The sequence below is a fragment of the Spirosoma lacussanchae genome (assembly GCF_005870035.1).
GTDB lineage: Bacteria > Bacteroidota > Bacteroidia > Cytophagales > Spirosomataceae > Spirosoma > Spirosoma lacussanchae.
This window is the reverse complement of sequence record NZ_SWJG01000001.1, coordinates 1588769-1601954: the sequence shown is the minus strand read 5'-3', so window position 1 is coordinate 1601954 and position 13186 is coordinate 1588769. Positions and strand designations below refer to the sequence as shown.

Sequence of the window (13186 nt, the reverse complement as noted above, 5' to 3'; positions counted from 1 at the left end):
GTTTATTCAACGTTCAGGGTCCGGCTCAGGCAACCTTTGCGGCCTGTCAGTTGTTCTGTTAACACTCCCTTTTAAATTCGGAGTAGACCAAATACTGCTGGCTATATGCCCGAATTCGATTATAAAAAAGAGTTAGCCAAGGTACCTCACGAACCCGGGGTGTACCGCTATTTCGATGCGACTGGCGAGGTGATTTACGTTGGTAAAGCTAAAGACCTCAGGAATCGCGTCAGTAGTTATTTTACCAACTCCAAAGGTCACGACCGAAAGACGCTTCGTCTGGTCAGTCAAATCCGAAAGATCGAATTTACGATCGTTCATACCGAGTTTGACGCCTTACTGCTAGAGAACCAGCTTATCAAGCGGTACCAGCCCAAATTCAATATCCTCCTGCGCGACGACAAAACGTACCCGTTCGTTTGCGTTACCAATGAACATTTTCCTCGCGTAATCACGACCCGGCGTATTGATCGCAAACTGGGTACCTTTTATGGTCCCTTTGCGAATCTGAAACCCATGTATACGGTGCTGGACATGTTCAGCCAGCTGTTTACCATCCGCACCTGTAATTACAATCTGGCTCCGGAGAATATTGAGGCCGGTAAGTATAAGGTTTGTCTGGAGTACCATATCGGAAATTGTAAAGGCCCCTGTGAGGGACGACAGGCCGAAGCAGACTACAATAAAGACATTGAGCAGGTTCATCATATCCTGAAAGGCAATTTGAAGCCAGCTCAGGATCACTTCCGGAACCGAATGGTCGAAGCGGCCAATGACCTGGCTTTTGAACAGGCCCAGCAGTACAAAGACAAAATGGACGTACTGCAGCGGTTTCAGAGTAAATCGACAGTGGTAAACCCGAAGATTGCTGATGCAGACGTGTTTTCCATCGCATCCGACGAAACGGCCGCTTACATCAACTTCATGAAGGTGATCAACGGCACCATCGTTCAGGCCCACACGGTTGAAGTAAAGAAAAAACTGGACGAGGCCGATGCCGATCTGCTGGCGATGCTCATCATCGAATTCCGGGAGCAGTATGGCAGTCAATCCAAGGAGATTATCTCGAACATTCCGCTCGACGTCGACCTGAAAGCAGAAGTGACTATCCCGCAGATCGGCGACAAGAAAAAACTCCTCGACATGTCGCTGAAAAACGTGCTGTACTTCCGTCGGGAACGGCAGGACCGGGCCGCTGCCGAAGCGACAGCTAATGCCAGCAAGAAAGATCGGGTTTTGATCAAACTGAAGCAGGACTTACAGCTTAAAACCTTACCTAATCGGATCGAATGCTTCGATAACTCGAATATTCAGGGCACCAACCCTGTTTCGGCCATGGTGTGTTTTATCGGAGGCAAGCCGGCTAACAAAGAGTACCGTCATTTCTCGATCAAAACCGTTGTCGGCCCCAATGACTTTGCCAGTATGCACGAAGTGGTTACCCGTCGCTACACGCGTGTTCTGGAAGAGCAGACCGACATGCCTGACCTCATTGTTATTGATGGCGGTAAAGGCCAGCTCAGTGCTGCCTGCGACGCGCTTAAAGCGTTGGGTTTATACGGCAAAGTACCTATCATCGGCATTGCCAAGCGTCTGGAAGAAATCTATTTCCCTGAGGACAATCTGCCACTTTATATCGATAAAAAATCAGAGTCTCTCAAGCTCATCCAGCGTATCCGCGACGAAGCGCACCGCTTTGCCATCACCTACCACCGCGATAAACGGAGCCGGAACAGCCTGATTAGTGAACTAGAGAACGTAGAAGGTATTGGGAAGAAAACGGCGGCTAAGCTACTCAAGCATTTCAAGGGCGTTAAGAAGATAAAAGAAGCCAGCATCGACGAAGTGGCCGAAGTAGTTGGTAAAGACCGAGCCGTGAAACTGAAACAGTATTTTGAGACCATCGAGCAATAAAAAGAGCCGCGTACTAGCGGCTTTTTTTATTGCTCGATCATGAAAAAGAGTGGCTGTTGGGCCACTCTTTTCTACTTAATACTCCCAAAGACCATGCTCTTTTTCCATCAGTTCGTACTCAGCCTGGTACGACTTCAGAAGGCCTTCTTTGTCACCAAACTGCGAAACCAGATCTTTGTCTTCCGGATTGGCTACCTTCCAGATACGACCGTAGAATAGACGCAGATCGAATGCATCGGCCAGGTTTTTATGCTGAGCCTGGTTTTGTGGGTTATACCAGATAAACTTTTTTGGGTCACTCCGGAACAGTTTGTCAAGATCTTTCCACTTGAAATAGGCTACCGGTACTTCATAGCCAGCCGGGTTCTTGTCAGCGGGCAGAACAATACCAATAGACTGGATGTCATAGTACAACCGAGACCGTTTGCGGTCAAAGACCCAGTCTTCCTTTACCTCCAGCAGGTTAAGTTCTTTTGCGAAGTACTCGTCGCCCGAGAACGTTGGTCCCTGCGCCACAGCTACCGTATCTTTTTTAGGTGCTTCAACGGGGGCAGCTACCGGCGTTTTCTTTTTGCCTTTGGTATTTTTCGCCGTAGACTTCTTCTTTACAGGCGCTCCCCAGCCATCATCGACTGGCTGAGCTGCTTTTTTAGGAGCTCCCCAACCATCGTCGGCCGGCTGCTTGGCAGCTGTTTTTTTAGGATCTTTGGCTGGACCGCCCCAACCATCATCCGCTTTGCCTTTACCGTCCTCGGTGAAACCAGCCGCAATTTCTTCCTGCGACAGGCCACCGCCTGTGTTCGGAATCAGCAGTTTCTCGTGCATTTTTTCGGCGGTCAGCTTCGTAGTCAGCGAGTCACTGGTGTACGCGTCCAACAGGCCAGCTTTTACAGCATCGATCAGGTATTTCGAAATCTCGTTATTCTTCGAAAACATCGACTGATTCTGTTTCTCCTTCAGGTCGATCCGACGCCAAAGGGTCTTCTTCATCATGATGTCATTATCGTTGATGCCTCGAACTGAGTTCGGGTTGATCCCGGTACTTGCCTTCTCCTGCGCCAACGCTTCCGCTCCCACTAAGGCCAGTGCGGTCGTTGCAAGCACACCGGCGTACCGAATCATTTTTGTCTGTATCATGCTCACTGTCTGTTGTCAGTTCAGTATGTTAACGGTCAATAAACCGCATTATTACGTTAATAAAGCGAAACCTGATAGATTGGATTTCCCATCGGTACATCACTGATTTCTCCCCGGAAATTCTGCCGCTGCACCCCTTCAACCTGAATAACCAGCCGGTCACCAGACTGGGCTTCAGCCGCCAGTGAGCTAACCGAGCCTCCGCCAGGTCCCAGGTTGACAGACTGCACACGACGCGCACCCCGTACAAGGCTAACCGTCATACCGGTAACCCGGAATTTAGCATCGTCGGGAGAGAACGTAGCAAAGCTTGGGTCAGACACCGCCCGCACCTGTACGCTACGAGCCGACGTAACCGGCACACCACGGGGATCATTGGTAGCCTGCCCCCCAACGCGATACTCCAGCGTAGGGCGGGGAACCCGGTTTACCCGGAATGTCTCTGTACCCAGCAGGCTACCGCCGTTGCTGATGTTCAGCGACACCTGAGCAGCACTCGGCACAACGGTAACCTTGCCTTTTTCGCCCGACGGGATAACGGCAGCTCCATTACCTGTAATCGTCGGGCTCCAAAGAGCACCCAACTGCGGACTCTGAATGCTCAGCTTGTTTGCGCAGCCCAGATACAACGGAGGCAGCGTACCCGTCTCAATCTGATACGAAGGCTTGGCTACGAAGTATTCAGCCTGAAGAGGTACCGTTTTCAAACCTGCCGGCGTCTGGTAGGCAATAGAGCCGGTCAGCACCCGGCGGGCCAGGCCATTCTTGTCATAGGAGCCTCCCTGAGCCGTGAATTCGACCAGGCCCTGACCGTCCTGCATCCGAACCGGTGCGCCGTTGAGGCTCATGCGCGGCTGAATACCCGACGAAGACGCTGCCAGAAACATCTGACCTTTGAACTTCGTACCGGCTACCACAACTTTCGATTCCATGCTTAGCATAGCCAGAATCTTATCGAACTTAACATCCTGAGCCCCTACCTTGCTGGCCAGCACATTTAACACTTCACCTTCAATACGGCGAACATCTGTCTGCCGCTGGGTAAGTACTGCCAGGGCAGCCGGAACCGGCGTCTGGGCAAAGTTCAGTTCACCAAAATCTTTAGACCGCTGATCGGGCGACCGTTTTGTGATCGGGTCGTCTTTACCATCGAGAGCCAGCGAGGTGTACTTGGCCGGGCTGTATTTGGTCAGGTTCTGCAGGTAGTCGTCAAGTTGCTTCTTCAATTTGTAAGCTTCCCCATTGTGGTTGCCGCCTACCATGATTTGCGCTACTTTTTCTTCTTCGCTCAGATTTTTGATGTTACCCGTTTCGTCAACTCCTCCCCCGGCTTCGGTAATGATCCGCTGTTTGAGTGCATCGATTTCGGCAATCACATCTGACGTTGTCTTACGAACTTCATCGGCCTGTTTAACAATCACAAGGTCAGTTGCCCGATTACCTGATTTCTCGACGGTAGCACGAATGTTATCGACCGTGGCCTGGTTGACCCGGTTGGCCGATACCGTGGAGGCCTCTAAGCTATTATTCAGTAATACAAATTTCTCCAGAATGGCCGAGGTGACTTGTAAAGCCAACAACGCGGTCAAGACCAGATACATCATCCCGATCATCTTCTGACGGGGTGTTTCTTTTACGCCTGCCATATACTATGGTGGAATACTATGGGGGTGAAGTTTTTAACAGTCCGCCTTAGCGGTTTACGGTGCTCAGCCTACGGCGTGCAATCCACAGCAAACGCTATAAACTGAATACCGTTACACTGATCTTAGTTACCACGCATGGCGGTCAGCATGCTGCCATACACGTTGTTGAGCGATGCCAGATTACCGGTCAGCTTAGCCAGCTCATTCTTAAACTGCTGGGTATCACGGCTGGCATCGGCCATATTTTCCATAGCTGACGTCAGACTGCCGTAGAAAGCGTTCATGGCTTTCAGATGCTTATTGGTATCCTGCAGTTCGAGTTCGTATACAGCGTTCAGGGCACCCATATTCTTGGTTACCTTCTGGAACTGATCCCGGTAATCTTTGGCGTCCGTCGTGGCGTCAGCCATCGAGTTCATAGCCGAAATGGCCGTACCATACGACTTGTTCATCTCGCTGATCGAGCTCGAAGCCGATTTTACGTTGCGGGCGTAGTCGTTCGTAGCTACCGTAGCCTCGGTCAGATCCGACAATTTAGAAACCGTATCATTCAGACTGCGGAAGCCGGTACCCAGCTTCTCAAACACATCGGGGGTAACTTTTGCCTGCGCCAGCATCTGATCCATATTAGCTGTCAGACCATTCGGCTGAGCTACTGGTTTGCGGGCTTCTCCCTTATAATCATCGGCCAGTTCCGGATATACACGCTCCCAGGCGTAATCTGTACCACCAGCAGCCGCGGGTTGCGTGAAGCTTTGGACAGCATATAGGGCAAAGATGACAACCTCTGTTAACAAACCAAGCGTCAGCATCCAGCCGAACTGCTCATTATGAGTAATCTTGGCCCACGCGCCGAAAATTACGACGGCGGCCCCTGCACTGTAAATAGTTGGTACTAGACGATCCCAAAAGAAATTTGTTTTTGCTGCTGCCATGATAAGCGATTGGTTGGAATAGGTACTTATTTGTGTGGGTAAAAAGAACTGAACATCAATCATCGAACCCGAAGGGCTCTTTTGGAGGATTGATGTTCAGGAGTGGGTTTATTACGCTTTTGTCTTAGCCGACGACTTCTTGCTACTCTTGGCTTTTCCACCGCCACCCAGACGACTACTGCGCGACGAGGCCGTGCGTCCTTCCAGATTGTCCATCACGCAACGGAAACCGATATACGACCGTTTCTGATCTTCGTACTCGTAATAACGGGTACCGGTTTCGAGGTAGTATGCAATGTCTTTCCAGGAACCGCCCCGAACGACTTTGCGTGGCTCATCGGCGTTCTGGTTATCCGGGTTCATGTCCCAGACAATAGCGTTTGAGTTCTCGGCATATGCATCCCGGCACCATTCCGCTACGTTTCCTGACATGTTATAGAGACCGTAATCATTCGGGCTGTAAGCCGTTGCAGGGGCAGTGTACGGGTAGCCATCCGCGTCGAAATTACCACGCTGCGGTTTGAAGTTAGCCAGATAGCAGCCTTTTCCATTGGCTACATATGGGTTACCCCAGGGATATTTGGCACCATTTTTACCACCACGAGCGGCCCATTCCCATTCAGCTTCCGACGGCAGACGGAATCCGAACGAGCGGTACCCACCGTCTTTACTCCGGAAATCGTCTAGGGTGTTGGTCCGCCATTTGCAGAAATGCTTGGCCGCCAGCCAGCTAACACCTACTACCGGATAAGTATCAAAAGCCGGGTGCGCGTAATAGTGCTCCAGCATGGGATCCCCGTTATGATAGGTAAAGTCATTTTTCCAGACGGTCGTATCCGGGTAGAATTTGGACATGATCTCTTCCTCACCCAATACCGATACCGAGTCAGCCAACAGGGCGTTTACGTACTGCCGATATTCGTGGTTCGAAATTTCAGCATCATCCATATAGAACGAACTGATCGTTACCTGACGGTTCATGTTGATCTGGGTAGCGGCAACGTCTTCGTCGGCCTGGCCCATGATGAACGAACCCGACGGAACCAGCACCATGCCATAAGGAGTCGGTTGTTTCCAGCCTTTACGCCCGGTGGCAGTAATTTCACCGTTCGTAACGCCAACTTCACCGTTGCCCTTACCGCCTTTTCCGCCAAATTTCGACTTCACAAACCCGCACCCCTGCATCAGTACTACTACTGCCGCGACCATCACCCCACGGGTTGCATTGATTGTAAACCAGTTAGACTTCATCATTGTAAAACTTTTGACCTTCTTCTTGTGCAAGACCGAACTAAAAACGAAAATCTGTTTGGATATTGTATGTGCCTATAGCTTTCAACTCAATTTATGTATCCAGCGCTCAAAATCGCGAATTTGAGCCAATGAACCCGCAAAACTGACTAGGTCAAATTACGCATTTCTCAAAAATACAGTGCCATTTGCAAACAGCCTAACAACAATGTTGCCAAAATGTTGGTCACCTGTATCCCTATCTGGAATCCGTACAACTTTATATCCGCTTAATACCGGAAGCGCGGAGTACGAATAATTGGCTTCCTACGAGCATCAGGAGTCGGCAGCGCATAGCCCACCAGTACTTCATGCGATGTCAAGCTTTTAGCCTGCGTTCCTCCCGCTATCAGGTCCAGCGCATACCCTACCCGCAGTGCATTGTTTCTCATCAAATTAATGCCGGCCGTGGCCATTACGGCATCGCCGAGTCGGTAACCCAGGCCAGCCCAGATTCGGTTATCATACGTTCCAACCACATTGGCGGTTACAGTAGCGGCCTTAACACCCGGCTGCGTATCATACTGTATAAGCACAGACGGCTGAACATCTATATCGTAACCCAACCCAAGCCGATAACCTGCCGTTAAATAAGCCACCCGACTGAGCGGGTTCGTAGAACGGTCGGTTCCGAGGGTGTAGGTTGCCTGGTTGATGTGCGACAGGTTGACACCAATCCAATAGTCAGTGGTATTGTAGTATACCCCGGCGCCAAAATCCGGGCGCGCCTGGTTGATACGCCCCGTAGGAATCAGCGGATCGTTGGGCTCTCCGGGGCGTAACTGTCCATAATCATATCCTTTGTTGAACAAGCCAGCCTGTACGCCCAGGGCCAGGGTACCATCTTTTAACGGAATCCGATACGCGTAAGAGAGCTGCACGGTCTGGTTAGTGATCTGCCCTAGCCGGTCGTTGAAGGCATAAATGCCCAATCCGCTTCTGTATCGGGCCAGCGGCACATTGAATGATATTAGCTGTGTACTCTGCGCCCCCCCGTCGCCGGTTACGGTTGGCTGATAGCCCAGATACTGCGTCCGGTGGCTTAATTGTAAGCGCGAAACGCCTTCCGAACCTGCAGCCGCCGGGTTGTAATACAGCGGGTTGTACATATACATACTGAACTGAGGATCCTGCTGCGCAAGCGTAGGGCGAAGGCTTAACAGCAACAGAAGACAAACCAGAACGTAAAGGGTGCGCGTCATACGATAAAAGCAAGAGTATCTGAATGGGGGGCTTAGGATTCCCCGCCAGAAAACAAGCGGTTGCAGTTTACAACTAAACGCCTGTGCAATCAAATTATTGGAACAAAAACAAAGGTTGGATAGCAGAAACAGGTAAGATCCTTTGTTTCTACCAACCAACCTTTTTGTAACCCCGGGTTCCTATTGATTGTTAGCTTTTTTGATGTACAATTCCAGCGCGCCGGTCATGGACGGAGCATTAGGTAGCGGAGCCTCTATGTCCAGCACCAGCCCGGCTTCCGTAATGGCGCGGGCCGTTGTTGGTCCAAACGCGGCCATCCGGGTACCATTCTGCTTATAATCAGGAAAGTTGCTAAACAGAGAGCTAACACCAGAAGGACTGAAGAAGGCGATAATATCGTACGACTGGATAGTCAGATCTGACAAGTCAGTCGGCACCGTCTCGTACATCACGGCTTCCGTAAAATGCAGGCTGCTGGTATCCATAAACTCCGGAATATCATTCCGGCGTATGTTGGAACACGGAAACAGGAATTTTTCGGTCTTGTGTTTTTTGATCAGGTCAAACAACTCCGTAGCCGTCTTGGTACCGTTGAAGATCTTCCGCTTCCGGATAACTATATACTTTTGAAGATAGTTGGCCGTCTGCTCCGATATACAGAAGTACTTCATGTCGGCCGGAATCTCGATCCGGCTTTCCTGACAGATACGAAAGAAGTGGTCGATAGCGTTACGACTAGTAAAGATGATAGCCGTATGAGCTAGAATATTGATTTTCTGACGGCGAAAATCTTTAGCCGATACACCCTGAATCTCGATAAAAGGTCGAAAATCGATCTGAAGGTTGTACTTGCTGGCCAGGTCGAAATACGGGGATTTTTCGTCGGCTGGCCGGGACTGGGTTACTAGAAGCCGGGTTACTTTCGTTAGCCGGTCCAACATAACCTGATCTGGCGTGGTCCGGTCTCCGGTGGATTGCATGCTGGTATCGTTCATTGAATCACTACTACCTGAGAACGTCTCATCAAAGGGCAAAACGCAGTCCTATGATGAGTGGAATCAATTCAACGATGCAAAGGTACGAAAATAAATAAAGATTCTTGATAGGCTCTACGGTTCGGATCACAATGTAAAGCCACCCCATTCGCGCCAGATAGAACCCCAGCAGTGGTATCAGAAAGGCGTTAGACGACCAAGTTGTTGCCGACGTGTTGTAGGCCACAACGGCCAGGATGAGCGTCATTCCGGTGAAAAACAGGACCGACGACTGCATCGTCTTGAAAAAGTGTATGTTGATAGCGTCGTGCAGTTTATACAGATTCCCAAGTACCTCCAGCAGCACGTATTTTCCCAACAGGGCCATGAAAGCAATCGCGCTTAATGCCAGAAACTCACCGATCAGCCAGCCGAAGTGCTGCCCTACGGCCAGAAACGTTCTGGAAGCAAACACATCCACATTCCGGCTCTGAACAAACATGATCAGGTAAGCAACGACAAAGCTCAGGTTGAGCGTAAACAGGAGGTTCGTACCGCTCAGGGGCCGGTTGATCAGGAAAGAATCTTCCTGAGAACGGAGTGAGACCAGATCCCTCAGGCTAAAAATGCGGAGAAATGCCCGTTGATGAACCGTGAACAACAGGGCGTGTGTAGCCAGCAGAAAAAGTAAGCCGAGGGCCAGGAAATCACTGTAAATGGCCTGTGGACGGGGTCGTACGCTTAGATTATCATCCCGAAGAACAACTGCCTTCTGCGTTGTTGAGATAGGCTGACCAATATAAAGCTGCCGATCGTCGAGGCCGGGCGCTCCGTATAAGGTCAGAAAAATTTCGGGTTGCCGATAAACCCGATACAGACTGTCGATACTGAGCACTTGCCACTGGCCAGCTCTCAGCTTACGCTTTAGGGCTGCATTCACGAACAGATAGCCATCCTGTTGTGTAGCGATGAGCAGCGAGTAATGCCGGTTGCTTTCCAGATCGACGTATACACTCAGCGCCGTTTGGTTGGCATGTTGCTCAACGATGTAAGGCACGTAAGCTTTCGTGCCTTCGTCATACACCAGGAAGTCGTTCCGTAAATCCCGTACCGGGTAATATCGGTTCTGTGGCCCAATGCCGCTGGTGCGCGGCTGAGCGGTAGCCGCCAGACCCAAAAGCATAAAAATGCCGTACCAGAAGCAAAACAGGCGAAAAGATAACAGCTTGTTCAGGCTCATCGCCATAAGACTATACTGGTTCGTCCGTTCAGTATCCGCTACGGCATTCTTTCGTTCCTTCACTCGTTCACTTATTATTTGCCAAGCGCTTTCAGCATGGTATCCCCAATGAGGGCAGGCGATTCAACAACGTGAATACCGCACTCACGCATAATGGCCATCTTAGCCGCGGCCGTATCATCAGCTCCGCCAACGATGGCCCCCGCATGACCCATCCGGCGACCTTTGGGGGCGGTTTGACCGGCAATAAATCCGACGACAGGTTTGCGGTTGCCGTCAGCCTTGATCCAGCGGGCAGCTTCAGCTTCCATACCGCCACCAATTTCCCCGATCATCACGATAGCTTCCGTTTCTGGATCGTTCATCAATAATTCGACGGCCTGCTTGGTCGTTGTGCCAATAATTGGGTCTCCGCCAATACCGATAGCGGTGCTCTGGCCAAGACCTGCCTTTGTGAGCTGATCAACAGCTTCGTAGGTCAGCGTACCGGACTTGGAAACGATACCGATCGTGCCTTTTTTGAAGATGAAGCCGGGCATAATTCCCACTTTGCACTCCTCGGCGGTCATAACGCCGGGGCAGTTAGGACCGATCAGGCGAACTTCTTTGTCAGACAGGTAATTTTTTACAGCTACCATATCTTCCGTAGGTATACCTTCGGTAATGCAGATAATGACCTTGATACCCGCGTCGGCGGCTTCCATGATGGCATCGGCCGCAAAGGCCGGTGGCACAAAGATTATGGAAACATCGGCACCTGCTTCATCTACAGCTTGTTGAACGGTATTGAACACCGGGCGGTCGAGGTGGGTTTTGCCACCTTTGCCGGGGGTTACGCCCCCAACAACGTTGGTGCCGTATTCAATCATCTGCTGGGCATGGAAACTGCCCTCGGAGCCGGTAAAACCCTGGACGATAACTTTGGAGTCTTTGTTTACTAAAACACTCATGACGGTTGGTTAATCGTTGGCGATGCGGTTGAACGGGCGAAAAAACTGAAAAAGAACAAAAGAGCGGGCAGAGACTGCTGCTCATTTCACTCACTCGGCTGGTTTTCCGCCCCAAAAAAGTTGGGCAAAAGTAGCCGAAACTTCGTAAATTACGTGATGATTTTTTCGCACATTCTTTCCGGCTCTATACTGGCTGGGGCAGGCGTAGGCGTCTTTTGGCATTTCTTCGGCCGTATCTCGCTATTCAATCGGCTGTTGTGGGGCTTTTTCTTACTGACTACCTCTCTGGCTGCGCTGATCGGGGTTATTCACTACGCCGGTAACCAGTCGCTCGAACCGCTTCACCGGTCAATGATCGTTCTGTCAGATAGTCTGGGCGTGGTTTGCGTCGTCACGGCGGTGTACGCGTTGCTTAATCAGCGGACGTTATCGCTGCTCACGTTTGTGGCCACTGTGCTGTTTGGTTTGTTCCTCTTTATCAGTCTACTACTGCCCGATGTGCGGGTTTTTACGCCCATTGTTCCGTCGATGGGCATTTTGGTTCTCATGCTGCTGGCCGTTTTTTCGTTGTTGCAGCGCAACAAACGGGGGCTTTGGGTAGTGCTGGCTGCCATGCTGATGGGACTGGCTACCAAAGCCGATGCCTTCAACGCATTTATTCATCCTACCGATTTCTACCACTACGCCAACGCCGTTTCCCTCTGGTTCTTCGGAAAAGCTGCACAGCCTCGCAGTTTTTAACTAATTACTTCATCCGGGAGTTACCAATCCACAAAACTCAACGACTGTGGATTTATTGCAATTAGCCCACGACCCGGCTCAGACCGCCCGTGCGGCCCGACTTATTTATATAGACGATACGGCACCCGGTATCACCCGCCACCGTACCGGCGATCACTTCACCTATCGCGACGCGGCTGGTCATGATGTCTCGGACGAGTCTACGCTGGCCCGCATCCGCCAAATGGCGCTTCCGCCCGCCTGGGAACGCGTCTGGATTAGTGCTAAACCCAATGGACACTTACAGGCTACGGGTATTGATACCAAGAACCGTAAGCAGTATCGGTACCACGCCAACTGGAACGCCATCCGGAGCGAGACCAAATTTTTTCGGATGGTTGCGTTTGGCGAAGCGCTGCCGCTGCTGCGAGCCCGCCTTGACAAGGATCTGAAGAAAAGGGATCTCAATCGCGATAAAGTGATAGCCATTGCGCTCAGCGTGATGGAGCAAACGCTCATTCGGGTGGGCAACGCTGCCTACGAAAAAGAGTACGGCTCATACGGGCTGACCACGCTTAAAGACCGGCATGTAAAAACCACCGGTAGCGATGTTCGATTCAGCTTCAAAGGCAAAAAAGGGATTTATCACGACATTACCCTCCACGACCGCCGACTCTCGCGGCTGGTGAAGGCTTGCCGGGATATACCGGGCAAGGAGCTGTTTCAATACTTCGACCCGGATGGGCAGCGCCATTCTATCGACTCCGGTATGGTAAATGATTACCTGAAAGAAACCATGGGCGATGACTTTTCGGCCAAAGATTTCAGAACCTGGGCTGGCACCGTCAACGCCCTGCGTTTACTGGTCGAGCTGGAGCCCTGCGAAACGGACAAGGAGCTGAAAAAGAATGTAAACACGGTGCTGGATCAGGTGTCGCAGCAACTGGGAAACACCCGCACCGTATGCCGCAAGCATTACGTACATCCGCAGATTCTGGAAGCGTACGAATGTCAGGACCTGAACCCGTATATCAAACAGAAAGCCCGGTTCCGGCAAACGAGCCCACATGGTCTCGATGGGGTCGAAAAACTATTACTACGATTTCTGAAAGACCAGGTGAAAGACGTAGTGAAGAATTCGGCTCTCAAAAAGAACATAGCCTGATTCGTTCTGGCC

11 protein-coding genes are annotated in these 13186 nt (G+C 51.0%); 3 read left to right on the top strand and 8 right to left on the bottom strand.

The annotated features are described in order from the left end of the window. The first annotated feature begins 105 nt into the window (after positions 1-105). Positions 106-1914 (top strand): excinuclease ABC subunit UvrC, encoded by a 1809-nt coding sequence (gene uvrC, locus FBR45_RS06640; RefSeq protein ID WP_138500473.1) that lies wholly within the window; start codon positions 106-108, stop codon positions 1912-1914. Positions 1915-1989: 75 nt separating this feature from the next. On the opposite strand, the gene porN is transcribed toward uvrC, so the two are convergent. The 8 genes from porN to sucD all read right to left on the bottom strand — a co-directional run bounded on the left by porN (position 1990) and on the right by sucD (position 11289). Beyond that, the gene (porN, locus tag FBR45_RS06635) at positions 1990-3051 is read right to left on the bottom strand and encodes a type IX secretion system ring subunit PorN/GldN (RefSeq protein WP_138500471.1); all 1062 of its coding nucleotides are present in this window, start codon (positions 3049-3051) and stop codon (positions 1990-1992) included. Between the two features lie 56 nt (positions 3052-3107). Then, positions 3108-4697, bottom strand: coding sequence for a type IX secretion system motor protein PorM/GldM (porM, locus tag FBR45_RS06630; RefSeq protein WP_138500469.1), 1590 nt, complete (start codon positions 4695-4697; stop codon positions 3108-3110). Positions 4698-4819: 122 nt separating this feature from the next. After that, positions 4820-5632 (bottom strand): type IX secretion system motor protein PorL/GldL, encoded by an 813-nt coding sequence (gene porL, locus FBR45_RS06625; RefSeq protein ID WP_138500467.1) that lies wholly within the window; start codon positions 5630-5632, stop codon positions 4820-4822. Between the two features lie 111 nt (positions 5633-5743). Beyond that, positions 5744-6886 (bottom strand): T9SS ring complex lipoprotein PorK/GldK, encoded by a 1143-nt coding sequence (gene porK, locus FBR45_RS06620; RefSeq protein WP_138500465.1) that lies wholly within the window; start codon positions 6884-6886, stop codon positions 5744-5746. Positions 6887-7152: 266 nt separating this feature from the next. Continuing rightward, positions 7153-8124 (bottom strand): PorP/SprF family type IX secretion system membrane protein, encoded by a 972-nt coding sequence (locus FBR45_RS06615; RefSeq protein WP_138500463.1) that lies wholly within the window; start codon positions 8122-8124, stop codon positions 7153-7155. Between the two features lie 180 nt (positions 8125-8304). Continuing rightward, on the bottom strand, positions 8305-9120 hold the full coding sequence (locus FBR45_RS06610) for a uroporphyrinogen-III synthase (protein WP_138500461.1): 816 nt from the start codon (positions 9118-9120) through the stop codon (positions 8305-8307). Between the two features lie 28 nt (positions 9121-9148). Then, positions 9149-10402 (bottom strand): DUF4271 domain-containing protein, encoded by a 1254-nt coding sequence (locus FBR45_RS06605; protein ID WP_246082127.1) that lies wholly within the window; start codon positions 10400-10402, stop codon positions 9149-9151. A gap of 11 nt (positions 10403-10413) precedes the next feature. After that, entirely contained in the window at positions 10414-11289 is an 876-nt protein-coding gene (gene sucD / locus FBR45_RS06600) for a succinate--CoA ligase subunit alpha (protein ID WP_077920231.1), read from the bottom strand. A 156-nt stretch (positions 11290-11445) separates the two neighbouring features. Between sucD and FBR45_RS06595 the strand changes: the two genes are divergently transcribed. Next, on the top strand, positions 11446-12030 hold the full coding sequence (locus FBR45_RS06595) for a DUF6962 family protein (RefSeq protein WP_138500459.1): 585 nt from the start codon (positions 11446-11448) through the stop codon (positions 12028-12030). Positions 12031-12076: 46 nt separating this feature from the next. Next, positions 12077-13174: a DNA topoisomerase IB gene (locus FBR45_RS06590; protein ID WP_138500457.1), complete on the top strand. Its 1098-nt coding sequence runs from the start codon at positions 12077-12079 to the stop codon at positions 13172-13174. The last annotated feature ends 12 nt before the right edge of the window (positions 13175-13186 follow it).

What these genes read in the sequence shown, in the direction of transcription:
- porK (WP_138500465.1), bottom strand. Translation starts at nt 6,886, where the DNA reads ATGATGAAGTCTAACTGGTTTACAATCAATGCAACCCGTGGGGTGATG.
- porM (WP_138500469.1), bottom strand. Translation starts at nt 4,697, where the DNA reads ATGGCAGGCGTAAAAGAAACACCCCGTCAGAAGATGATCGGGATGATG.
- uvrC (WP_138500473.1), top strand. Translation starts at nt 106, where the DNA reads ATGCCCGAATTCGATTATAAAAAAGAGTTAGCCAAGGTACCTCACGAA.
- FBR45_RS06595 (WP_138500459.1), top strand. Translation starts at nt 11,446, where the DNA reads ATGATTTTTTCGCACATTCTTTCCGGCTCTATACTGGCTGGGGCAGGC.
- FBR45_RS06610 (WP_138500461.1), bottom strand. Translation starts at nt 9,120, where the DNA reads ATGAACGATACCAGCATGCAATCCACCGGAGACCGGACCACGCCAGAT.
- porL (WP_138500467.1), bottom strand. Translation starts at nt 5,632, where the DNA reads ATGGCAGCAGCAAAAACAAATTTCTTTTGGGATCGTCTAGTACCAACT.
- porN (WP_138500471.1), bottom strand. Translation starts at nt 3,051, where the DNA reads ATGATACAGACAAAAATGATTCGGTACGCCGGTGTGCTTGCAACGACC.
- FBR45_RS06615 (WP_138500463.1), bottom strand. Translation starts at nt 8,124, where the DNA reads ATGACGCGCACCCTTTACGTTCTGGTTTGTCTTCTGTTGCTGTTAAGC.
- sucD (WP_077920231.1), bottom strand. Translation starts at nt 11,289, where the DNA reads ATGAGTGTTTTAGTAAACAAAGACTCCAAAGTTATCGTCCAGGGTTTT.